The sequence below is a fragment of the Maritimibacter sp. genome, from assembly GCF_016774595.1.
Taxonomy (GTDB): Bacteria; Pseudomonadota; Alphaproteobacteria; order Rhodobacterales; family Rhodobacteraceae; genus Maritimibacter; species Maritimibacter alkaliphilus.
The window spans coordinates 1,082,280-1,104,454 of sequence record NZ_JACBWT010000001.1 but is presented as its reverse complement, the minus strand read 5'-3'; the positions used below and the strand labels follow the sequence as shown (position 1 = coordinate 1,104,454).

The window sequence follows — 22,175 nt, the reverse complement described above, 5'->3', positions numbered from 1 at the left end:
CTGCGCGTCAAGGACGAGCCGCGCCGGGGCGCGGTCGCTGGCGCGATCCTTGACCCGCAGACGACTCGCGGGTGCTCTTAGGCCCAGTCGCCGGAGAAATCGCGCGGGATGCGCAGGATGTCGCGGTCGACCTGATTGATGTCGCGGTGTCCGCAGAACGCCATGGAGGTGTCGAGTTCCTTGTGGATCACCTCCAGCGCGCGGGTCACGCCCGCTTCGCCCATCGCGCCCAGACCGTAGACGAAGGCGCGGCCGATATAGGTGCCCTTCGCGCCCATCGCCATTGCCTTCAGCACGTCCTGACCGGAGCGGATGCCGCTGTCCAGATGCACCTCGATCCGGTCGCCCACCGCCTGAAGGATCGGGTCCAGCGCGCGGATCGACGAGAGCGCCCCGTCCAGTTGGCGCCCGCCGTGGTTCGACACGATGATCGCATCGGCACCCACCTTGGCGGCCATCACCGCGTCCTCGGCTTCCATCACGCCTTTCAGGATCAGCGGGCCGCCCCACATCTCTTTGATCTTTTCGATCTTGGACCAGTCGAGCGAGGGGTCGAATTGATCGTTGGTCCAGGACATGAGCTTGGACGGGTCCGAAATCCCCTTCACATGCCCGACGACGTTTCCGAAACTGCGCCGTTTCGTGCCCAGCATCCCCATGCCCCAGCGCCATTTGGTCGACAGGTTCACGAGGTTTCGGACGGTGGGTTTCGGGGGGGCGGAAAGGCCGTTGCGAATGTCCTTGTGCCGCTGCCCCATGATCTGAAGGTCGAGCGTGATGACGAGCGCCGAACAGCCCGCATCCTTGGTGCGCTGGATCAGCCGCGACAGGTAATCCTCGTCGCGCATGACGTAGAGCTGGAACCAGAAGGGGGCCGTGGTGTGCTCGGCCACGTCCTCGATCGAGCAGATCGACATGGTGGACAGCGTGAAGGGCACCCCGAATTTTTCGGCGGCGCGGGCTGCCTTGATCTCGCCATCCGCGGATTGCATCCCGGTCATGCCGACCGGGGCGAGCGCGACGGGCATGGCCACGTCCTGTCCGATCATCTGCGTCTTCGTGGTCCGGTTCGACATATCCACGGCCACGCGCTGACGCAGGCGGATCGCGTCGAAATCCGATACGTTCTCGCGAAAGGTCTGCTCGGTCCACGAACCGCTTTCGCAATAGTCGTAGAACATCTTGGGCGCACGACGCCGGTAGAGGCGTTTGAGATCGTCGATGTTGGTGATGACGGTCATGGCTACCTCCCCCGGACCTGCTGTCCGCGCGACGCTACAGCCGGCGATCACCGTGCGCAACGCGACCGATTGCGCTTGCGCCCGGCGCGACGCCCCGCAAGGTGGCGCCATGTCTATCGTATTGATCGGATTGCTGGCGAGCCTTGGCGCCGGGCTCATGACGGGGGTCGGGGCGCTGCCCGTTCTCTTCGGTCGCACCATCACTCGGAAATGGTCGGACATGCTCTTGGGCTTCGCGGCCGGGGTGATGATCTCGGCCTCGTTCTTTTCGCTCATCCTGCCCGGTCTCGATATCGCCAAGGCGGAAACGGGAAGCGTCTGGGCGGCTGCGGCCATCGCGGCGGGCGGGATTGTTCTGGGCGCGCTTGCCGTCTTTGCGATGAACGAAGCCTTGCCGCATGAGCATTTCATCGCCGGGCCCGAGGGCGCGGACCCCGGTGCGCTGTCGCGCATCTGGCTGTTCGTCATCGCGATCACGATCCACAACTTCCCCGAGGGTATGGCCGTGGGTGTCGGGTTCGGCGGCGGCGACGTGGCCAACGGCATGTCGCTGGCCACCGGCATCGGCCTTCAGAATGCGCCCGAGGGGCTTGCGGTCGCCGTGGCCCTGCGCGGGCTGGGGTATGCCAAGGGGCGCAGTTTCCTGATCGCCCTCATGACCGGGCTGGTGGAGCCGGTGGGCGGGCTGATCGGTGTCGTTGCGGTGACCATGGCCGAGGCGCTGCTGCCCTGGGGGCTGACCTTCGCCGCCGGGGCCATGCTCTATATCATCAGCCACGAGATCATCCCCGAAACGCATCGCGGCGGGCACCAGCACCGTGCGACGACCGGGCTTATCGTCGGACTGGTCCTGATGATGTTTCTGGATGTCACGCTGGGCTGATCGCCGGGCCGGTGGCCAAGTTTCGCTTGCGCATGTCGCGCCACATGGCACTGTCGCCGCATGACAGCACGCACTGCCTTACGAATAGGTCTCTTGCTCTGGAGCGTCGCGTTCATTCTGGCGTTCATCGACTTCGGAATGACCGAACCATCCAGCGACGGGTTCACCGCTGGGCTGAACAAGGTCGGCAAGTTCATGGCGTGGCAGGCGGTGGCGCTCGTCATCTCCGTCATCGTCTGGGTGATCGGCAGCCGGTTCGAGCGTCGATCGGCCCAACGGGTCGCAAGCCGTATTCCGGGGATCATCATGATCGCGATCGCACTCGCGTTCGGCCTGTTCATCCTGAGCTCGGGCCTGATCGGCGGCATGGCGGGCGGAACCGAAACATCCCCACAAATGCCGGTGACCAAACCGGCGGAGCCTGCGCAGTGACACAAAGGTATTTCGAGGATCTGCCGATCGGGTTCACCTACCGATCCGGCGAGGCGGAGCTGACCCGCGAGGCCATCGTGAAATTCGCCCGCGAATGGGACCCGCAGCCGTTCCATGTCGACGATGCGGCGGCGGCCGAAAGCCATTTCGGAACGCTGATCGCCTCGGGCTGGCACACGCTTCTGATCGCTTTCAACCTCGCCATGCAGTCGGGCGTCTGGGACGAGGCGTCGATGGGCGCCTCGGGGATGGACGAGGTGCGGTGGTTCCTGCCAGCGGTTCCGGGCGACGTCATCCACGTGCGGGCCGAGGTCGTGACGGCGGAACGGTCGAAATCGCGGCCCGACCGGGGGCGGGTGAGTTTCCGCAACGACGTGCATCGCGCCGACGGCAAGCGGATCGCGAGCTATATCGGCAACCACCTGATGAAGGCGCGCGGCACCTCGCTTGCCTGACGCATCCCCGAGGGGCGATCAGGCAGGGACGTGTCCGGACTTGGCCGGCGCGGGTTCCGGCGCGCCCGACACCTCCCAAACGTCGCGTTGACCGATTATCTGCTCTTTCGGTGCGTGGGTCACGGTCAGCCCGGCATTTTCGATCAGGGCGAGCACTTCGCCCACGATCATGTCGGGCGAGGTTTCGGCGCGGCCCACCGGGATCGGACGGCGCAATTCGCGCTTGCCGGAGGGGAACAGCGTGAGCGTCTCGTAGGTGCCCGAGCCGCGCCGTTCGACGCGCACGATATGGCTCCACGGGATCGGGCCATGAACGCCGACCTGCGCGCCCTCGGGCGTCAAAAGCGCCAGCCGCCGCCGCATATGGGTTTCGGTCAGCCCGACCCAGCCCAGCATTACACCGATCAGAACCGGCACGGCGAGGATCACGCCGAGCGGCGTTTTCCACAGCGCATCGAGATCGGTCGTCGCCACGTTGAAGATGCAGATCACACCCAGCGCCAGAAACGCCGCCCCGATCCAGCGCATCGTCCGGAACGACGGCGGGGCCGCGTGGATTTCCAACGTATTCGTCATGTCTTGTCCCGCCAGCGGTTCACGATGGGATAGCGGCGGTCGAGCCAGAAGCTACGCATCGTCAGGCGTGCGCCCGGTGCGGATTGGAAACGCTTGTATTCCGAGATGAAGATCAGGTGTTCCACCTTTTTCACCGTGTCCCGGTCGAAGCCCTGCGCCACCAGCTCGGCCACCGACAGTTCCTTGTCCACCAACCCTTCTAGAATGGCGTCCAGCACCTCGTAAGGCGGCAAGCTGTCGCTGTCTTTCTGATCGTCGCGGAGTTCCGCGCTGGGCGGTTTGTCGATGATTGACACCGGAATGACTTCGCCTTCGGGGCCCATCATCCAGTCGCGGTGGTTCGCGTTGCGCCAGCGGCACGTCTCGAACACCCGCATTTTGTAGAGGTCTTTGATCGGGTTATAGCCGCCCGCCATGTCGCCATAGATCGTGGCGTATCCTACCGCGACCTCGGACTTGTTGCCTGTGGTCAGCAGCATTTCCCCGAACTTGTTGGACATCGCCATGAGGAGCAGGCCGCGCAGGCGGGACTGGATGTTTTCCTCGGTCAGATCGGGGGTGTAGCCCTCGAACAGTGGGGCGAGCGTTTCCGTCACGGCGTCGCGGGGGCCTTTGATCGGCACGAAGTCGTAGTGACAGCCGAGCCTCTCGGCCACCGCCTTGGCGTCGTCCAGCGAGCCTTGGCTGGTGTATTCGGACGGCAGCATCACGCAGCGCACGTTTTCGGGGCCAAGCGCGTCGGCGGCGATGGTCGCGACGATAGCGCTGTCGATGCCGCCGGACAGACCCAGAAGCACCTTCTTGAACCCGGTCTTGCCCATGTAGTCGCGCAGGGATTGCACCATGACGCGGTAGTCGGCCTCATAGGCAGGCAGGGCGGGCACCACCTCACCCGGCACGATGCGCCAGCCGTCGTCGCCTTTTTCGAGGTCGACGTGCCGGATCACCTCGTCGAATTCGCGAAACTGGAAGGCAAGCTCGCCCTGCGCGTCCATGCCGAAACTCGCGCCGTCGAACACCTGATCGTCCTGCCCGCCGACCATGTTAAGGTAGATGAGCGGCAGGCCCGTCTCTTCGACGCGCGCGCGCATCACGCTGTGGCGCGTCTCGACCTTGCCCCGGTAATAGGGCGAGCCGTTCGGCACGGCGAGCACCTCGGCACCCTTTTCGGCAAGGTCTTCGCAGACCGCATCGGGCCACCACGCATCCTCGCAGATCGGGATGCCCAGCGTGAGCGGCCCGACCTTGATCGGGTCTTGCGGTTCTGCGTGGCTGAACAGGCGTTTTTCGTCGAACACCGTCTCGTTCGGCAGCATCTGTTTCAGGATGCGCCGACGTACCCGCCCGCTTTCGAGAATCCAGTAGGCGTTATACAGGTCTTTGCCGTCGTGATAGGGGCAGCCGATCCCCATGACCGGGCCATCGGCCACGTCTTTGGCCAGCGCCTCGCACGCCTCCATCGCCTCGGACCAGAAGGCCGGGCGCATCACAAGGTCTTGCGGCTGGTAGCCGGTCAGGAAGCTTTCGGTCAGCATGACCATGTCGGCCCCGGCCTCTTTCGCGGCGGTCCACGCCGTGCGCGCCATGTCGGCATTGCCGGGAATATCACCCACAACAGGGTTCAACTGGGCCAGTGTCAGGCGAAAGGTGTCAGCCATGTCCATCCTCGCGAGGTCGCGACCCTCTTAGCGGGGTTCATGGGCAGGGAAAAGCCGGGTGCCGTGATTGTCATGCGAAAACAATTGTCTCTCATGGCCCTGACGCTTAGGTTTCGCACACTTTCCGAACGAATGCCCACGAGGTTCTCATGTATCGCGCGATGCGTCTTGTCCTTCCCCTCGCCGCCAGCCTGTGCGCCAGCGGCGTCTTTGCGCAGGACGGGGCCGATACGATGCAGTATGACGACGGCCGCGTCTATGAAGGCACGTTCAAGGACGGGCAGCCCCACGGACAGGGCACGCTGCGTACCCCGGCGGGTTACGAATACACCGGCACCTTCGTCGAGGGCGAGATCCGGGGCGAGGGCGTCGCGCGCTTTCCCAACGGCTCGGTCTACGAAGGGAACTTCGCCGCCGGCAAGCCGCATGGCTTCGGCAAGATCACCTTCGCCGACGGTTCGAGCTTCGAAGGCGACTGGGTCGACGGCAAGATCACCGGGACCGGGATCGCGGAATACGCCAATGGCGTGACCTACGAGGGCGGACTGCGCGAGGCGCTGCATCACGGGCGCGGCAAGATGGTCAGCCCGTCGGGCTTCACCTACGACGGCGAGTGGAACATGGGCCAGAAGGACGGGACGGGCACCGCGACCTATGCGGACGGCTCGACCTATTCCGGCGGGTTCTCGAACGACCAGCGGCAGGGGCAGGGCACCTATGTCGGAACCGACGGGATGCGCTACGAAGGCCAGTGGGTCGCGGGCCAGATGCACGGCTCCGGCATCCTCACGCAGGCCAATGGCGACGTCTATCAGGGCCAGTTCGTCGAAGGTCAGCGGTCGGGCGAGGGCAAGGTCACCTATGCCAGCGGCGACAGCTACACCGGCGCGTTCCTGAACGATCACCGCAGCGGGCAGGGCATCTTCGCCGGCGCGGACGGGTATCGCTACGAAGGCAACTGGGTCGACGGCCAGATCGAAGGCGAAGGCACCGTGACCTATCCCGACGGGTCGGTCTATCAGGGCACCTTCCGCGCGGGCCTGCCCGACGGCAGTGGCACGATCACCTATCCCGACGGCGGCACCTATGTCGGCGACTGGCGCGACGGGGTGATCGAAGGCACGGGCCGCGCGACCTATCCCAACGGCTCGACCTACGAGGGCAGCTTCGTCTCGGCGCTGTTCGACGGCGAAGGCACGCTGACCTTCGCCGAAGGCCACGGCTACACCGGCGGCTGGAAGGCTGGCAAACGCCACGGTCAGGGGCGCGAGGAATACGCCGACGGCTCCGTCTATGACGGCGGCTGGGCCAATGGTGAACGCGACGGGCAGGGCACGCTGACGCTGGCCGACGGGTTCACCTATACCGGCGAATGGAAAGACGGGATGAAACACGGCATGGGCACCGCGACCTATGCCAACGGCGACGTCTACGAAGGCATGTTCGCGAACGACCAGCGCAACGGGCAGGGCACGGTGGCCTATGCCTCGGGCGAGCGGGTGTCGGGCGCATGGGTCAACGGCGTGATGTCGTCGATGCTCGAAGGGGGCACGCCCGCGCCGATCGTCCCGGCCGCGACCGAAGCCGAACCCGAAACGCCCGCGGCCGAACCCGAGACACCTGCGACCGACCCGGAACCTGCTGCGGAGCCCGAGCCCGCCCCAGAACCGGAACCAACACCGGAACCTGCGCCCGAGCCTGAGCCTGAACCCACACCGGAACCCGCGCCGACGCCCGAACCCGAGCCCACGCCGGAACCCGCGCTTGCCCCTGCGCCCGAGCCGGAGCCTGCGCCCGCTCCGGCACCCGCTCCGGCACCTGCGCAAGAGAACCAGTCGTCGGATCAGAACAATTCGGCCGCGCCCCGCGTGCCGTCGGGGCCGCCGCAGGCGCCCGAGATCAATTCGACCTTGGGAAGCGGCGGACTTTACTGATCCCGACATCCTCGACCACGAAAAAGGCCGCCCACTGGGCGGCCTTTTCCCTTTTCCGATCCTAGGGCTGCTTCAGCGGCCCTGAATCTTGTTGATCTTCATGATCTTCATTGCGGTCTTTTCGTACCACGGTTCGCTCACGCCCTTGCGGACCTTGCGCATGAAATACCACTCGAAGGCCAGCTTCGCCCAATGCACCCATTTGCCTTCCGACGCCCAGTTCACGTTGCGCGGCGGGTTCTGGGGCATGGCGAGGAACGCGGCCCCCCTGTCGCCGAAATCGGCAAGGCAAAGCGCGTTCCAAGACGGCAGGTTGTTCGGCTCCTCTCCCGCGAGAATGCGGGGCAGGTTGTGGGCCGTCGCGGTCACCATCGACTCGATCATGAACCCGGTCTTGGGCACGCCCGTCGCGACGGGGGTCGCAACAGGCGGTGCGATGGCGATGGCGACGCCGATCCCGAAGATGTTGCGGTATTTCGGATTGCGCTGGTATTCGTCGACGATGACGAAGCCGCGCGGGTTCACGAGCCCCTCGATGCCCCGGATCGCCGGGATGCCGCGAAAGGCGGGCAGCATCATCTTGTAGGTCGCCGGCACCTCGTGCGTCTTCTTCTCGTTGCCGTCCTCGTCGAACTCGGTGACGTGGACCGCGCCATCGGTGAACTTGTCGGTGCGCGCGTTGGTGATCCACTTGATGTCGCGGTCGCGCATCGCGCTTTCCAGCATCGACTTGGTGTCGCCCACGCCGCCAAGGCCTAAGTGGCCGATATAGGGTTCCGACGTCACGAAGGTCATCGGCACCTTGTGCTTGGTCTTGCGGCGGCGCAGATCCGTGTCGAGCGTGAACAGGTATTCATAGGCCGGGCCGAAGCAGGACGCGCCCTGAACCGCGCCCACGACGATGGGGCCGGGGTTCTTGCAGAACGCCTCCCACGTGCCACCCTTGCCGCCCGATTTCTCGGCATGTTCGATGGTGCAGACCGAGTTCGTGTGACCCTCGGGTCCGAACCCCTCGATCTCGTCGAAGGCAAGCTCCGGCCCGGTCGCGATGATGAGGTAGTCGTATGTGACCTCGGCCCCGCTTTCGAGCTTGATCTTGTTTTCGTCGGGCACGAGTTTCGTCGCGCCGTCGCAGATGAAATCGATCCCCCGGCGTTTCATCACCGGAGCGAGGTCGATGGTGATCTCGTCCTTCGAGCGCCAGCCGACACCGGCCCAGGGGTTCGACGGGGTGAACTGGAAATAGGGCTTGTTCGATATGAGCGTGATGGTGTCGCTGCGTGTCAGCGTTTCCTTCAGCTCATAGGCCTGGATGGTGCCCCCAAGGCCCCCGCCCAGAACGACCACATGCGCCATGATGTCTCCTCCCACAAGAGGGGCGCAGCGATCCCACCAAGCGCCCGAGCAGGCCGCGACAGTGCGGCCAAGGGCGATTGTATACTATCGGAGACCGAAAAACGGAAGCATAAATTCATATTTTAGAATGTTACATTCCGCCGCAGGTTTCAGGTGCGGATCATCGCGATCAGGTTGTCCGCAAGACGCGCGCCTTCTTCTTCCAGATCGAAGGTCTGGCCCTTCAAGGTCCAGTCGAGCGTGAGACCATGAAGCGACGAAAGCACCACACCGGCCACTTCCGACGGTTTCAGGTCGTGCCGGATGATCCGTGCGCCCTGACCCTGCTCGACCAGCCCGGCGACCATCGACGTGCGCTCGGAATGCATGGCATGGAAACGGTCGCGCAGCGCGGCGTTGTCGGCCTGAAGCTCCAGCGAATGCAGGATCGAGGGCAGGGCGGGCCGCCATTTGACCAGATCGACGAAATTCTTCACGTAGTCGCGCAGCCCGTCCAGAGCGTCTCCCGCGGTGCGCGCGATGCCTTCGATGTCGGTCACGATCCGCTCGCTCACGGCGTCCCAGATCTCGGCCTTGGTGCCGAAATGACGGAAAATCGCCGGCTGGGTCACCCCCACCGCATCTGCAAGGTGCTGTGTCGTCACGCGGTCCGGCCCCATCGTCGCCGACAGCTGGATCACCGTGTCCACGATTTCGGCTTTGCGGTCGGCGGCGCTTTTTCTTCTGCGCACCTGGTCCACGAATACCTCCTTTTCGACCGGCCCATCCGGTCATGTCTGGAAATCCTGACAGCAAGGACTGACTAACAGTGACTCATATGGGCTTTAAATACGATAGTGAAATACAACTTTTGGCCGTGCAGGCCGATTTTCGCTTGGGAAGTGGGTTACGGAGTCTCACCATTATCGAGTCGGGCCAAGAATTCTTCGGCTTCCGACAGGATCACCTTTTTCCGGTCCGTGTCCATCCGGTCCCACGTCGCATAAATCGTTCCCATGCGGGGATTTTTTCGGAACCTTTGCGCGTGCCGGTCAAGGAACCACCAGTAGAGCAGGTTGAACGGACAAGCGCCTTTCCCGGTCTTCTTGCGCACGTCATAGGCGCAACCGTCACAATAGTTTGACATCTTGTCGATATAATTGCCGGACGAGACATAGGGCTTGGACGCGATCATGCCGCCGTCCGCGAACTGGCTCATGCCGATCGTGTTCGGGGCCTCGACCCATTCGAACGCGTCGGCATAGACGGACAAGTACCAGTCGTGCACCTGCGCCGGGTCCGCGCCGATCAGAAGCGCGAAGTTCCCGGTGATCATCAGGCGCTGAATGTGGTGGGCATAGGCGTTTTCGCGCGTCAGGGTCACCACTTCGGACAGGCAGGCCATATCGGTCTCGCCGCCCCAATAAAGCCACGGCAGATCGCGGTCGTGGCGCAGCGCGTTGCGGCCGGTGTAGCCGGGGCCGTCCATCATGTAGATCCCGCGCACATATTCGCGCCAGCCGAGGATCTGGCGGATGAACCCTTCGGCCGAATTGAGCGGCACCTTCCCGTCGCGATAGGCCGCTTCGGCGCGACGGCACAGATCGAGCGGGTCCAGAAGCCCGATGTTCAGCGCAGGCGACAGGATCGAGTGATACAGATGCGCCTCGCCGGTCAGCATCGCGTCCTGATAGGGGCCGAAGTCCTTAAGGCGATTCGCGATGAAGTCGTCGGCGGCCTTCGCGGCCTCTTTCGCCGTCGTCGGATAGGCGAACCCGTCCAGATCACCGAAATGGTCGGCGAATTCGTCGGCGACAAGCTCCACCACCTCCCGCGTCACGTCATCGGGCTTGAACCTCGGCACCTTCGGTTGGAACAGGTCCGCCTCGGCGGGCTTTCGGTTGTCGTGGTCGTAATTCCACTTGCCGCCCTCCGGCTTGTCGCCATCCATCAGGATGCCCGTCTTCTTGCGCATCAGCCGATAGAAATACTCCATGCGGAGTTCCTTGCGGCCCTCGGCCCAATCCTCGAATTCCGACTGGGTCGAGATGAACCGGGTGTCGGGCAAGCGCGTGACCTTGAGCGGCAACTCGTCCAGAAGTTCGATCAACCGCCAGTCGCCGGGGGTGGTGCAGATCACCTCCTGCGCGCCGAATTCGTCGGCCCGGCGCAATAGCTCCCCGTCGATGGTCTGTGCATTGCATTCGTCGGTGAGCCGCGCATAGGCCACGGTCCAGCCGTCTTCGATCAGCTGCGCGGCGAACTTGCGCATCGCGGCAATGATCAGCGCGATCTTCTGCGGATGGTGCTTGGGGCTTCCCGCTTCGCCCCGGACTTCGGCCATGACCACCACATCAGTTTCGCGGTCCGCTTGCGCCAGCGACGATAAGGTCGGGGTCAGTTGATCCCCAAGGACAAGGATCAAGCGGCTCACCACTCCACCCGCTTGCCCTGCCAGTCGAAGAACAGCCCCGTGTCCTCGGGCGTCAGACCGCCCAGAACGCCCAGCAGGTTCGCGGCGGCCTGGTCTGGCGTGACCTTGTCGTAGCCCGCGCCGTGCACGGCGGTCAGGTCCGTTTCGACCGTGCCGGGGTGCAGGGCCACGCAGACGGCCTGTTTGTGGGTGCGGGCAAGTTCGATGGCGGCGCCGTGCATGATCTGGTTGAGCGCGGCCTTGGCGGCGCGGTAGCCATACCAGCCGCCCAGCCGGTTGTCCCCGATGGACCCGACCCGCGCCGAAAGGGCCGCAATGGTCGCCGGGCGGTCGCGGGGCAGAAGGCGGGCGGCGTGGCGCAGGACCAGCGCGGGGCCGATGGTATTGGTGCGAAACTGCGCCTCCAGCGCGGCGGCATCGATCTGGCGCAGCGCCTTTTCGGGGCCGTGCCCGTCGATCTCAAGCGCGCCCGTGGCGATGAAGATCAGATCGACCGGGCTTTCGACGCCCCCGAGCAGCCGATCCACGCTTTCGGGGTCGCCATAGTCCAGCCCGCCCGCGCTGCGGGACAGACCAGTGACCGACCAGCCGTCCGCGTTGAGCTGCCGCGCGATGGCCCTGCCGATCCCGCCCGATGCGCCGATGATGAGTGCTGTTTTCGTCATGGGGTGCTTACGACACGCATGGGCCCCCAGACCAGTTCCGCCGAAAAATCACTTTTCATTCACGCTGGGCGGGGTATAAATCCGCCCCATGACGATGATGGCACATATTCTCGGTTCGACCGGCGCAACCCCGCGCCCGTCCCGTCGTGCTGCCCTCCTCCTTCTTAGCCGCCTCTGAGCGTGCCGTCGGCGCGAGCGCTCAGGGGTATGCAACCGCGCCAGCGAACCCAAGGCTAAGACAGACAAGAGAGACATTCCCATGACCGACAAGAGCGAACAGGATCGCGTCCTGATTTTCGATACGACCCTGCGTGACGGCGAACAAAGCCCCGGCGCGACCATGAGCCACGAGGAAAAGCTCGAGATCGCGGAAATGCTCGACGACATGGGCGTCGACGTGATCGAAGCGGGCTTTCCCATCGCCTCCGAGGGCGATTTCGAGGCGGTGAAGGAAATCGCCGTCCGCTCGAAACAGTCCACGATCTGCGGGCTGTCGCGTGCGAATTTCAAGGACATCGACCGCTGCTATGAGGCGATCAAACACGCGGGCCAGCACCGCATCCACACGTTCATCGGCACCTCGCCCCTGCACCGGGCCATCCCGAACCTGACGCAGGACGCGATGGCGGACCTGATCCACGACACCGTGACCCATGCCCGCAACCTGACCGACAACGTCCAGTGGTCGGCGATGGATGCGACCCGGACCGAGCACGACTATCTCTGCCGCGTCGTCGAAATCGCGATCAAGGCGGGTGCGACGACGATCAACATTCCCGACACGGTGGGCTACACCGCGCCGCGCGAAAGCGCCGACCTGATCCGTATGCTGATCGAAAAGGTGCCGGGCGCGGACGAGGTCGTGTTCTCGACCCATTGCCACAACGATCTGGGCATGGCGACGGCCAACAGCCTCGCCGCCGTGGACGCGGGCGCGCGCCAAATCGAATGCACGATCAACGGGCTGGGCGAACGCGCGGGCAACACCGCGCTGGAGGAGGTCGTGATGGCGATGCGCGTGCGCAACGACATCATGCCCTATGCCACCCGGATCGACACCAAGAAGATCATGGCGATCAGCCGCCGTGTGAGCCAAGTGTCGGGCTTCCCGGTGCAGTTCAACAAGGCCGTGGTCGGCAAGAACGCCTTCGCGCATGAAAGCGGCATCCATCAGGACGGGATGCTGAAGAACGCCGAGACGTTCGAGATCATGCTGCCCGAGGACATCGGCCTCGCCTCGTCCTCGCTGCCGCTGGGCAAGCACTCGGGACGGGCGGCGCTGCGCGACAAGCTCAAGGGTCTGGGCTACGACGATGTAGGCGAGAACCAGTTGAAGGACGTGTTCGTGCGGTTCAAGGCTTTGGCCGACCGCAAGAAAGAGGTCTACGACGACGACATCATCGCCCTGATGCAGGTGGTGTCGGGCGACGCGGTGAACGAGCGGATCAAGCTCAAATTCCTGCGGGTGATCTGCGGCACCGAAGCGCCGCAATCCGCCGACATCAACCTGACCATCGACGGGGTGGATCACCAGCACACCGCGACCGGCGACGGTCCGGTGGACGCGACGTTCAACGCGGTCAAGGCGCTGTTCCCGACCGGCGCGCGGCTGGAACTCTATCAGGTGTCCGCCGTGACCGAAGGCACGGATGCGCAGGCCACGGTGTCGGTGCGTCTGTCCGAAGACGGGCGGATCGCCACCGGCCAGTCGTCGGATACGGATACCGTGGTCGCCTCGGCCAAGGCCTATATCACCGCGCTGAACCGGCTTCAGGTCCGCAAGAAATCGACCCCGGAAGTGCGCTACACCGACGCGAGCTAACCGGGAGGGCCGCGCTCATCCGGCCCTGCGACCCGTCTTCGCCCAGACGGCGATGAGAGGGCAGCGCCCTTGAAGAGCGGGCGGGCTGGGCAGAATTTTGCCGGGGCCGCCTGCGCACCCCCTTTCACCTGCGCCCCTTGGCTCATATAAGGCGTCACACCCCCGGCCTCGCGTCGGGGGCTTGGGTATTGGGACTGACGGAAGACACCGAAAATGGTAGGAATCTCTGGACTTTTCTCGTCCGACATGGCGATCGACCTCGGGACGGCGAACACGCTCGTCTACGTGAAGGGTCGCGGTGTGATTCTCAACGAACCTTCGGTGGTCGCCTACCACGTCAAAGACGGCGTGAAGAAGGTGCTCGCCGTGGGCGAGGACGCCAAGCTGATGCTGGGTCGGACCCCCGGTTCGATCGAAGCCATCCGCCCGATGCGCGAAGGCGTGATCGCCGACTTCGACACCGCCGAAGAGATGATCAAGCACTTCATCCGCAAGGTTCACAAGCGCACGACCTTCTCCAAGCCCAAGATCATCGTTTGCGTGCCCCATGGGGCCACCCCCGTCGAAAAACGCGCCATTCGCCAGTCGGTCCTGTCCGCAGGCGCGCGGCGTGCTGGCCTGATCGCGGAACCCATTGCGGCGGCCATCGGGGCGGGGATGCCGATCACCGATCCGACCGGGTCCATGGTCGTCGACATCGGCGGCGGCACGACCGAGGTGGCCGTCCTGTCCCTGGGAGATATCGTCTATGCGCGCTCGGTCCGCGTCGGTGGCGACCGGATGGACGAAAGCATCGTCAACTACCTGCGCCGCCAGCATAACCTGCTCATCGGCGAAGCGACCGCCGAGCGCATCAAGACCTCCATCGGCACCGCGCGGATGCCCGACGACGGGCGCGGGGCGAGCATGATGATCCGGGGCCGCGACCTGCTCAACGGTGTGCCGAAGGAAATCGAGATCAGCCAGGCCCAGGTGGCCGAGGCGCTGGCCGAACCCGTGCAGCAGATCTGCGAGGCGGTGATGACGGCACTGGAAACCACGCCGCCCGACCTCGCTGCCGACATCGTCGACCGGGGTGTCATGCTCACCGGCGGCGGTGCGCTTCTGGGCGAGCTCGACCTCGCCCTGCGCGAGCAGACCGGGCTTTCGATCTCGGTGGCGGACGAGTCGCTGAATTGTGTAGCCTTGGGCACCGGCAAGGCACTGGAATACGAAAAGCAACTGCGTCACGTTATCGACTACGACAGTTGAGGGGCCACGTGGCCCGCACCCCGAGACGATAGGGGATCAGATTGGCAAGGTCCAAGGCAAGGACAGAGGACTATGTGGGTCCGGTCAGGCGCATCCTGATCGGTCTGACGCTGTTCGTCCTCTTCGCCCTGTTCCTGCTCTGGCGGATCGACAGCCCGCGGGTGGAACGCTTCCGGGCGCAGCTTGTCGATGCCGTGGTGCCGAATTTCGAATGGGCGCTGGTCCCGGTGACCAAAACCGCCGACGCGATCGAGAATTTCCAGAGCTACCAGCGCATTTCCGAGCAGAATCAGGAACTGCGCCGCGAATTGCGCCAGATGCAGGCGTGGAAAGAGGCGGCGCTGCAACTGGAGCAGGAGAACGCCAAGCTGCGCGACCTGAACAACGTCCGCCTCGACGCGCGCCTGTCCTACGTGACCGGCGTGGTGCTGGCCGATTCCGGGTCGCCCTTCCGCCAGTCGGTGCTCATCAACCTCGGCGCGCGCGATGGCGTTGTCGATGGCTGGGCGGCGATGGACGGACTGGGCCTCGTCGGCCGGATCGCGGGCGTGGGCGAGCGCACCAGCCGGGTGATTTTGCTCACCGATTCCAACAGCCGCATTCCGGTGACCGTGCAGCCCTCGGGCCAGACCGCGATCCTGACCGGCGACAACTCGGCGGTGCCGCCGCTGGGCTTCGTCGACAACCGCGATCTCGTGCGCCCCGGCGACCGGGTGCTGTCCTCGGGCGACGGCGGCGTATTCCCCGCCGGGCTTCTGGTGGGTGAGGTGGTGCAGGGCAAGGATCGCCGCCTGCGCGTGCGCCTTGCGGCCGATTACGAACGGCTCGAATTCCTGCGGGTCATGCGCTCGCACCCCGGCGAAGTGGTGACGGACAACGGCGCGCTTATCGTGATGAACCCGGTCATGGCCCCCGTGGCCGACGGCCTGCCGCCCGAATGCCTCGACCTCGAAGAAGGGGCGGAGCGGCCTGAAACCTGCCCGGCGGAGGAAACGGCGGAGGTCACGCAATGATCGACCCGTATCTCGCCCGCAGGCTGCTTTACATGCTGCTATTTCTCGGCATCAGTGCGCTGATCCTGTTCACCCGGATGCTGCCGCTACACAATGGCGCGCAGAATTTTCCGCCGCCCGATCTGATCCTGTGCTTCGCCTTCGCCTGGACCGTCCGGCGCCCGGATTATCTTCCGGTCCTGCTGGTCGCGGCCATCCTTCTCGTCGGTGACATGCTGTCGCTCGCCCCGCCGGGCATCGCGCCGTTGCTTGCGATCCTGGGGCTGGAGGCGCTCCGCTCGCGCCGTGGCCTGCTGGCCGAACAGGGCTTTGCGCTCGAATGGGTGTCGGTCGGCGCGATCCTGACCCTGATGATGCTGGCCGAGAGACTGATCCTCGGCGTCTTTTTCGTTCCGCAGGTCGGGTTCGGCATGTCCGTTCTGAACCTGTTGGTCACGGTGGTCGCCTATCCGGTGGCCGTCCTGATCTCGTCGCTCGGGTTCCGCATCGAATGGCTGAAACCCGGCGCCCTCGACCCGGAGGCGCGGCCCGCATGAGACGCACCCCCGCCGATACCGAGAAAAGCGCCAAGCGCATCACCCGGCGCGGCCTGCTTCTGGGCACGGCCCAGCTTGCGCTGGCGGGCGTTCTGGTGGGCCGGATGCGCTATATGCAGGTCGATCAGGCCGACGAATACCGGATGCTCGCCGACGAGAACCGGATCAACATTCGCCTGATCCCGCCGGTGCGCGGTCTGGTCTATGACCGCAAGGGCGTCCTGCTTGCCGGGAACGAGCAGAACTACTCCATCGTCATGGTGCGCGAGGATGCGGGCGACCCCGAAGAAATCCTGACCCGGCTGCAGAAACTCGTCTGGATTTCGGAAGAGGACAAGCAAAAGGCGCTGGACGAGATGATGCGCCGCTCGCCCTTCGTGCCCGTGACGGTGGCCGAACGTGTCGCGTGGGAAGACATCTCCAAGGTCGCCGTGAACGCGCCCGCCCTGCCGGGTGTCACGCCCGAGGTCGGCCTCAGCCGGGTCTATCCGCTCGACAGCGATTTCGCCCATGTGGTCGGCTACGTCGGCCCGGTGTCCGATTATGACCTGTCCAAGATCGAAGACCCGGACCCGGTGCTTCAGATCCCACGTTTCCAGATCGGCAAGACCGGGGTCGAGAACAAGCACGAAGAGGATCTGAGGGGCGAGGCCGGGACACGCCGGATCGAAGTGAACGCCGTGGGCCGCGTCATGCGCGAGATCGACAGGGAAGAGGGCATCCCCGGCGCGAACCTGCAACTGACGGTGAACCACGCGCTCCAGAATTTCTCGGAAGCGCGTCTGGCGGGAGAAAGCGCGGCGGCGGTGGTGATGGACCCGCGCAACGGCGATATCCTCGCCATCGCCTCAGCACCGTCCTACGACCCGAACAAGTTCGTGCGCGGGATTTCCAGCCGCGATTACAACGCGCTGCTCGAAGACCCGTATCGCCCGCTCGCCAACAAGACGGCGCAGGGCACCTATCCGCCCGGCTCGACCTTCAAGATGGTCGTGGCGCTCGCGGCGCTCGAGGCGGGGGTCATCGACGACAAGGAAACCGTGACCTGCCGGGGCTACAAGGAAGTCTCAGGCCGACGCTTCCACTGCTGGTCGCGTGGCGGGCATGGCCGGGTCGATCTGGTCCGCTCGCTCAAGGAATCCTGCGACGTCTATTACTACGAGCTTGCCGAACGGGTCGGGATCGAAGCGATTTCCGCGATGGCGCGCAAGCTGGGGCTGGGCATCCGGCCCGACGTGCCGCTGTCCGGCGTGGCCGAAGGGCTGATGCCGACAAAGGACTGGAAGCGCGAGGTTCGTGGCGGCGACTGGATGATCGGCGACAGTCTGAACGCGGGGATCGGGCAGGGCTTCGTGCTCGCCTCGCCGCTGCAACTCGCCATCATGACCGCCCGCATCGCCAGCGGCACCGCGATCGAACCACGCCTCGTGCGGTCGATCGACGGCGTCGAACAGCCCGTGCGCGGGACCGATGTTCTGGACATCGACCCCTCGCACCTCGCCGCCGTCCGCCTCGGCATGTACGAGGTCGTCAACGGCACGCGGGGCACAGCCGGGCGCTCGCGCATCGTGGCCGACGGAATTCGCATGGCCGGCAAGACCGGCACCAGTCAGGTGCGCAACATCACCGCCGCAGAACGTGCGGCGGGGGTGACCCGGAACGAGGATCTGCCGTGGAACCGCCGCGACCACGCCCTGTTCGTCAGCTTCGCGCCCCATGACGCGCCCGAAGTGGCGGTGTCCGTGGTCGTGGAACACGGCATGGGCGGCTCGCTGGCCGCCGCGCCCATCGCCCGCGACATCATGCTCGCCGCGCTTTACGACGACATTCCGCCGCTCGACGCCTATCCCTCGCCCCAGCGCGGCACGATCCGCTCTCAGTTCGAAATGATGAACCTGCGCGAACCGCTCGCCCCGTCGCAAGGCAGGTCGCGGGCATGAGTTTTCTCGAATACAACGTCAAGTACACGCCCACCGGGCTGTCCAAGGTCTTTTACTTCAATTGGGTGCTCGCCCTGTTGCTGGCCGCCGCCGCCAGTATCGGATTCCTGATGCTCTACTCGGTCGCGGGCGGGTCGTTCTCGCCTTGGGCCGAGCCGCAGATGAAGCGGTTCGCGGTCGGCTTCGTGATGATGTTCATCGTCGCGATGGTCCCGATTTGGTTCTGGCGCAACATGTCGGTTCTGGCCTTCGCGGTCTCGGTCGCGCTGCTTGTCGCGGTAGAGTTCGTGGGCGACGTGGGCATGGGCGCGCAGCGTTGGATCGACCTCGGCTTCATGCGCCTGCAACCGTCCGAGCTGACCAAGATCACCTTGGTCATGGTGCTCGCCGCCTATTACGACTGGCTCGACGTCGACAAGGTCTCGCGCCCACTCTGGGTGCTGGTGCCGGTCGTGGTCGTGCTGTTTCCCACCTTCCTCGTCCTCAGCCAGCCCGACCTCGGCACCGCCATCCTGCTGGTCGGCGGCGGCGCGGTGGTGATGTTCCTTGCGGGGGTCCACTGGCTTTACTTCGCCGTCGTCGGGGCCGGGGGCGTCGGGCTGGTGGCCGCCGTCTTCACCTCGCGCGGAACCGAGTGGCAGCTTCTGAAAGATTATCAGTATCGCCGGATCGACACCTTCCTCGACCCGACGACCGACCCGCTCGGCGCAGGCTACCACATCACCCAGTCCAAGATCGCGCTGGGGTCGGGCGGCTGGACGGGCCGGGGATTCATGCAGGGCACCCAGTCGCGCCTGAACTTCCTGCCCGAAAAACACACCGACTTCATCTTCACGACGCTGGCCGAAGAATTCGGCTTTGTCGGCGCCGCCTCGCTCCTCGCCGTCTATGTGCTCATCATCGTGTTCTGCATCGCAAGCGCCGTTCGTAACACCGATCGATATGGGGCGCTGCTGACGCTCGGCATCGCCGCCACGTTCTTTTTCTTTTTCGCGGTCAACATGTCGATGGTCATGGGCCTCGCCCCCGTTGTCGGTGTGCCGTTGCCCTTGGTCAGCTACGGCGGCTCGGCCATGCTCATCCTGATGATCGGGTTCGGCCTCGTCCAATCCGCGCACGTCCACCGGCCCCGCTGATGCTGAAGGTTCAGTGCCTCGCCCCCCGCCGCCTCGTCGCGGAGTGGACGCCGCATCTGGAGGCGGCCTTTGCCGAGGCCGGGATCACCGCGTCCCTCGGCACCGACTTCGCACCCGAAACGGTGGACTACGTGATTTACGCGCCCGGCAAGGGCGCGGCGGACCTGTCGGATTACACGCGCACGAAAGCGGTGCTCGGTCTCTGGGCCGGGGTCGAAAGCATCATCGCGAACGACACGCTGACCCAGCCCTATGCGCGCATGGTCGATACGGGCCTGACCGAAGGCATGGTCGAATGGGTGACAGGCCATGTCCTGCGCCATCATCTTGGCCTCGACCAGCACATCACCCGAACCGCGCCGGACTGGACCCACGCCGCCCCGCCCCTCGCCCGTTCGCGCAAGGTCGCGGTGCTGGGGCTGGGCGAGCTTGGCGCGGCCTGCGCGCGCGCGCTGTCGGCCCTGAACTTCGGCGTAACGGGGTGGAGCCGGTCGCCCAAATCCATCCCCGGCGTCGCCTGCTTTCACGGCGCGGCGGGGCTGGACGAGGTGCTGACCAGTGCCGAAATCCTCGTGCTGCTCCTGCCCTCGACGCCCGATACCGAGAACACGCTGAACGCCCGGACGCTGGCGCTCATGCCCGAAGGCGCCGTGATCCTGAACCCCGGACGCGGCGCGCTGATCGACGACGACGCCCTGCTCGCGGCGCTCGACGCGGGGCACATCGGGCACGCGACGCTCGACACCTTCCGCATCGAACCGCTGCCCGAAGATCACCCCTACTGGTCGCACCCACGCGTCACGGTCACGCCCCACATCGCGTCCGAGACCCGGCCTGAAACCGCGTCCCGGGTCGTGGCCCGGAACATCAGGCGGGTCGAAGCCGGCGAGCCGCTTCTCAACGAGGTCGACAAACGCCGGGGCTACTGACGCCCCGTTCTGCTTCTCTGGTCCGGAAATACCTCGGAGGGGGTGTGGGGGAGGCTGGCCTCCCCCGCCTCGGTCGGACGGGCGCAAGCCCGTTCGAAACCGCTCAGAGCGGCCAGATCAGCGGGATGACCGCGCTCACCAGCAGGCCCATCGACAGGTTCAGGGGAATCCCCACCTTCATGAAATCGGTGAACCGATACCCGCCGGGGCCATAGACCAGTGTGTTGGTCTGATACCCGATCGGGGTCGAAAAGCTGGCCGAGGCCGCGACCATCACCGCCACCACGAGAGGGCGGGGGTCATAGCCGATGGCCGTGGCGATCCCGATGGCGATGGGCGTGACCACCACCGCGACCGCGTTGTTCGAGACGAGCTCCGTCAGAACCGAGGTCAGCAGGTAGATCGACCAGATCAGCAGGAAGGGCGGGAGGCCCTCGATCACGGGCGCCAGCGCGTCCGCGATCATCTTCACGGCGCCCGAGGCGTCCAGCGCGGCCCCGATGGCGAGCATCGAGAAGATGAGCGCCAGAAGACTGCCCTCGACCTGGCTGAAGGCCTCGTCCGCATCCACGGCGCGTGTCAACAGCACCACCGCCACGGCGATCACGGCCACGGCGAGGATCGGGGCGACCCCCAGACCGGCCAGCGCCACGATCCCGAACAGCGACAAAAGCGCGATGGGCGCGTGCCCCCGGCGAAACGCGCGGCCTGACGGTTTGGACACGTCGACAAGGTCCATATCCGCCGCCAGTCGCTGGATATCCTCCTGCGCGCCTTCCAGAAGCAGCGTATCGCCCACCCGCACGGTGATGTTGTCGAGTTGCTGGCCGATGTTCTGGTTCCGGCGATGCACGGCCAGCGGATAGACCCCGTAGCGCCGGCGCAGGCGAAGCTGGCCCAGCGTGCGCCCGATCATCTTGCAGCCGGGCGAGATCAGCACCTCCACCGTCGTCGTTTCGACCGCCGACACCTGATCCACCCGCTTGAGGCTCTTGTTCGCCTGAAGCGACAGCAGTTCGGTCATCTGGGTGCGCAGAACCACGCGGTCCCCGACCTGAAGCTTCACGGCGGCGAGGTTGCGGCGCAGCGAGACGTCGCCGCGCACCACGTCGATCAGCCGCACGCCTTCGCGTTTGAACAGCTGCACCCCGTTCACCTCGCGCCCGATGAGGTTGGAGTCCGGCGGGATCACCGCCTCGGTGAAGAACTTTTTGCGCGAGCGGTCGGTGAGCAGCCCCGCCATCGTGTCGCGGTCGGGCAAGAGATGCGGCGCCACGATCCAGAGATAGGCCATGCCCCAGATCACGACGAGCAGCCCGATGGGCGTGATCTCGAAGATCGAGAACGGCTCCAGCCCCGCCGACCGCGCCACGCCGTCGACCAGCAGGTTGGTCGAGGTGCCGATCAGCGTCAGCGTGCCGCCGAGGATCGCGCCGTAGGACAGGGGGATCAGCAGTTTCGACGCCGAGATGCCGAGCCGCCGCGCAAGCTGCGTGAACACCGGGATCATCACGACGACGACCGGGGTGTTGGACACGAAGGCCGAGGCGAAGACGACGAACCCCATGAGGGTGGCGAGGGCGAGCTTCGGCCGCGCACCCGCCTGCCGTTCCGCGATGTTGGTGAACCAGTCCAATGCGCCGGTGCGCACCAGCGCCCCCATGATGATGAACATGCAGGCGATGGTCCAGGGTGCCGGGTTCGACAGGACGGCGAGCGCGTTCTCGTAGGGCAGGACGCCGGTGACGAGCATGACGGCGACCCCGCCGATCGCGACCACTTCGGTCGGAAAGACCTCGCGCAGGAAGAGCAGGAACATGACGCCGACGACGATCAGCGCAACGATGGGTTCGACTGACGGGGAAAGTTGTAGAACGTTCATGCTGCCTGTGCCTTGACCGGCTCATCTAAACCGGGCCGCCGCGTGCGGGCAAG

At 65.2% G+C, this 22,175-nt stretch carries 19 protein-coding genes; 11 read left to right on the top strand and 8 right to left on the bottom strand.

Annotation, left to right across the window (positions count from 1 at the left end; translation table 11 throughout):
• Positions 1-77: 77 nt before the first annotated feature.
• Positions 78-1,241 (bottom strand): alpha-hydroxy acid oxidase, encoded by a 1,164-nt coding sequence (locus tag HOY44_RS05530; RefSeq protein ID WP_008334288.1) that lies wholly within the window; start codon positions 1,239-1,241, stop codon positions 78-80.
• Between the two features lie 109 nt (positions 1,242-1,350).
• On the opposite strand from HOY44_RS05530, the gene HOY44_RS05525 reads away from it, so the two are divergent.
• The 3 genes from HOY44_RS05525 to HOY44_RS05515 all read left to right on the top strand — a co-directional run bounded on the left by HOY44_RS05525 (position 1,351) and on the right by HOY44_RS05515 (position 3,011).
• Positions 1,351-2,124, top strand: a complete 774-nt coding sequence (locus tag HOY44_RS05525) for a ZIP family metal transporter (RefSeq protein WP_287433530.1) — start codon at positions 1,351-1,353, stop codon at positions 2,122-2,124.
• Between the two features lie 93 nt (positions 2,125-2,217).
• On the top strand, positions 2,218-2,556 hold the full coding sequence (locus HOY44_RS05520) for a hypothetical protein (protein WP_287433529.1): 339 nt from the start codon (positions 2,218-2,220) through the stop codon (positions 2,554-2,556).
• On the top strand, positions 2,553-3,011 hold the full coding sequence (locus tag HOY44_RS05515; RefSeq protein WP_008334291.1) for a MaoC family dehydratase: 459 nt from the start codon (positions 2,553-2,555) through the stop codon (positions 3,009-3,011). Before HOY44_RS05520 ends, HOY44_RS05515 begins: the two co-directional genes overlap by 4 nt.
• Before the next feature lie 18 nt (positions 3,012-3,029).
• Here the strand turns inward: HOY44_RS05515 and HOY44_RS05510 are convergent, their stop codons facing one another.
• Together HOY44_RS05510 and HOY44_RS05505 are read right to left on the bottom strand one after the other, a co-directional pair.
• The gene (locus tag HOY44_RS05510; RefSeq protein ID WP_287433528.1) at positions 3,030-3,587 is read right to left on the bottom strand and encodes a LapA family protein; all 558 of its coding nucleotides are present in this window, start codon (positions 3,585-3,587) and stop codon (positions 3,030-3,032) included.
• Entirely contained in the window at positions 3,584-5,245 is a 1,662-nt protein-coding gene (locus tag HOY44_RS05505; RefSeq protein WP_287433527.1) for an NAD+ synthase, read from the bottom strand. Before HOY44_RS05505 ends, HOY44_RS05510 begins: the two co-directional genes overlap by 4 nt.
• Positions 5,246-5,394: 149 nt before the next feature.
• Here HOY44_RS05505 and HOY44_RS05500 point away from each other — a divergent pair, with 149 nt between their 5' ends.
• Positions 5,395-7,179, top strand: a complete 1,785-nt coding sequence (locus HOY44_RS05500) for an MORN repeat-containing protein (RefSeq protein ID WP_287433526.1) — start codon at positions 5,395-5,397, stop codon at positions 7,177-7,179.
• Positions 7,180-7,251: 72 nt separating this feature from the next.
• Here the strand turns inward: HOY44_RS05500 and HOY44_RS05495 are convergent, their stop codons facing one another.
• The 4 genes from HOY44_RS05495 to HOY44_RS05480 form a co-directional block, all read right to left on the bottom strand.
• A complete protein-coding gene (locus HOY44_RS05495) occupies positions 7,252-8,535 on the bottom strand; it encodes an NAD(P)/FAD-dependent oxidoreductase (protein ID WP_287433525.1) in 1,284 nt (427 codons plus the stop codon).
• A 149-nt stretch (positions 8,536-8,684) separates the two neighbouring features.
• Positions 8,685-9,275, bottom strand: coding sequence for a TetR/AcrR family transcriptional regulator (locus HOY44_RS05490; RefSeq protein WP_287433524.1), 591 nt, complete (start codon positions 9,273-9,275; stop codon positions 8,685-8,687).
• A gap of 146 nt (positions 9,276-9,421) precedes the next feature.
• Positions 9,422-10,951 carry a cryptochrome/photolyase family protein gene (locus tag HOY44_RS05485; protein ID WP_287433523.1) on the bottom strand — a complete coding sequence of 510 codons (1,530 nt, stop codon included), beginning with the start codon at positions 10,949-10,951 and terminating at the stop codon, positions 9,422-9,424.
• Complete coding sequence (locus HOY44_RS05480) at positions 10,945-11,613, bottom strand: SDR family NAD(P)-dependent oxidoreductase (RefSeq protein WP_287433522.1); 669 nt, start codon at positions 11,611-11,613, stop codon at positions 10,945-10,947. Before HOY44_RS05480 ends, HOY44_RS05485 begins: the two co-directional genes overlap by 7 nt.
• Positions 11,614-11,872: 259 nt before the next feature.
• Here HOY44_RS05480 and HOY44_RS05475 point away from each other — a divergent pair, with 259 nt between their 5' ends.
• From HOY44_RS05475 to HOY44_RS05445, 7 genes are all read left to right on the top strand, one after another.
• The gene (locus tag HOY44_RS05475; protein WP_287433521.1) at positions 11,873-13,435 is read left to right on the top strand and encodes a 2-isopropylmalate synthase; all 1,563 of its coding nucleotides are present in this window, start codon (positions 11,873-11,875) and stop codon (positions 13,433-13,435) included.
• 213 nt (positions 13,436-13,648) lie between these two features.
• The gene (locus HOY44_RS05470; protein ID WP_040885198.1) at positions 13,649-14,686 is read left to right on the top strand and encodes a rod shape-determining protein; all 1,038 of its coding nucleotides are present in this window, start codon (positions 13,649-13,651) and stop codon (positions 14,684-14,686) included.
• A gap of 41 nt (positions 14,687-14,727) precedes the next feature.
• Positions 14,728-15,699, top strand: a complete 972-nt coding sequence (gene mreC, locus HOY44_RS05465) for a rod shape-determining protein MreC (RefSeq protein WP_287433520.1) — start codon at positions 14,728-14,730, stop codon at positions 15,697-15,699.
• The gene (locus HOY44_RS05460) at positions 15,696-16,235 is read left to right on the top strand and encodes a rod shape-determining protein MreD (RefSeq protein WP_138421699.1); all 540 of its coding nucleotides are present in this window, start codon (positions 15,696-15,698) and stop codon (positions 16,233-16,235) included. The genes mreC and HOY44_RS05460 overlap by 4 nt, the downstream gene beginning before the upstream one ends.
• Positions 16,232-18,175, top strand: coding sequence for a penicillin-binding protein 2 (gene mrdA, locus HOY44_RS05455; RefSeq protein WP_287433519.1), 1,944 nt, complete (start codon positions 16,232-16,234; stop codon positions 18,173-18,175). Before HOY44_RS05460 ends, mrdA begins: the two co-directional genes overlap by 4 nt.
• Entirely contained in the window at positions 18,172-19,311 is a 1,140-nt protein-coding gene (gene rodA / locus HOY44_RS05450; protein ID WP_138421698.1) for a rod shape-determining protein RodA, read from the top strand. Before mrdA ends, rodA begins: the two co-directional genes overlap by 4 nt.
• Positions 19,311-20,240: a 2-hydroxyacid dehydrogenase gene (locus tag HOY44_RS05445; RefSeq protein WP_287433518.1), complete on the top strand. Its 930-nt coding sequence runs from the start codon at positions 19,311-19,313 to the stop codon at positions 20,238-20,240. The genes rodA and HOY44_RS05445 overlap by 1 nt, the downstream gene beginning before the upstream one ends.
• 103 nt (positions 20,241-20,343) lie before the next feature.
• On the opposite strand, the gene HOY44_RS05440 is transcribed toward HOY44_RS05445, so the two are convergent.
• Positions 20,344-22,122, bottom strand: a complete 1,779-nt coding sequence (locus HOY44_RS05440) for an SLC13 family permease (protein WP_287433517.1) — start codon at positions 22,120-22,122, stop codon at positions 20,344-20,346.
• Between the last annotated feature and the right edge of the window lie 53 nt (positions 22,123-22,175).

What these genes read in the sequence shown, in the direction of transcription:
- HOY44_RS05530 (WP_008334288.1), bottom strand. Translation starts at nt 1,241, where the DNA reads ATGACCGTCATCACCAACATCGACGATCTCAAACGCCTCTACCGGCGT.
- HOY44_RS05525 (WP_287433530.1), top strand. Translation starts at nt 1,351, where the DNA reads ATGTCTATCGTATTGATCGGATTGCTGGCGAGCCTTGGCGCCGGGCTC.
- HOY44_RS05510 (WP_287433528.1), bottom strand. Translation starts at nt 3,587, where the DNA reads ATGACGAATACGTTGGAAATCCACGCGGCCCCGCCGTCGTTCCGGACG.
- HOY44_RS05505 (WP_287433527.1), bottom strand. Translation starts at nt 5,245, where the DNA reads ATGGCTGACACCTTTCGCCTGACACTGGCCCAGTTGAACCCTGTTGTG.
- HOY44_RS05500 (WP_287433526.1), top strand. Translation starts at nt 5,395, where the DNA reads ATGTATCGCGCGATGCGTCTTGTCCTTCCCCTCGCCGCCAGCCTGTGC.
- HOY44_RS05495 (WP_287433525.1), bottom strand. Translation starts at nt 8,535, where the DNA reads ATGGCGCATGTGGTCGTTCTGGGCGGGGGCCTTGGGGGCACCATCCAG.
- HOY44_RS05480 (WP_287433522.1), bottom strand. Translation starts at nt 11,613, where the DNA reads ATGACGAAAACAGCACTCATCATCGGCGCATCGGGCGGGATCGGCAGG.
- HOY44_RS05475 (WP_287433521.1), top strand. Translation starts at nt 11,873, where the DNA reads ATGACCGACAAGAGCGAACAGGATCGCGTCCTGATTTTCGATACGACC.
- HOY44_RS05470 (WP_040885198.1), top strand. Translation starts at nt 13,649, where the DNA reads ATGGTAGGAATCTCTGGACTTTTCTCGTCCGACATGGCGATCGACCTC.
- HOY44_RS05460 (WP_138421699.1), top strand. Translation starts at nt 15,696, where the DNA reads ATGATCGACCCGTATCTCGCCCGCAGGCTGCTTTACATGCTGCTATTT.
- mrdA (WP_287433519.1), top strand. Translation starts at nt 16,232, where the DNA reads ATGAGACGCACCCCCGCCGATACCGAGAAAAGCGCCAAGCGCATCACC.
- rodA (WP_138421698.1), top strand. Translation starts at nt 18,172, where the DNA reads ATGAGTTTTCTCGAATACAACGTCAAGTACACGCCCACCGGGCTGTCC.
- HOY44_RS05445 (WP_287433518.1), top strand. Translation starts at nt 19,311, where the DNA reads ATGCTGAAGGTTCAGTGCCTCGCCCCCCGCCGCCTCGTCGCGGAGTGG.
- HOY44_RS05440 (WP_287433517.1), bottom strand. Translation starts at nt 22,122, where the DNA reads ATGAACGTTCTACAACTTTCCCCGTCAGTCGAACCCATCGTTGCGCTG.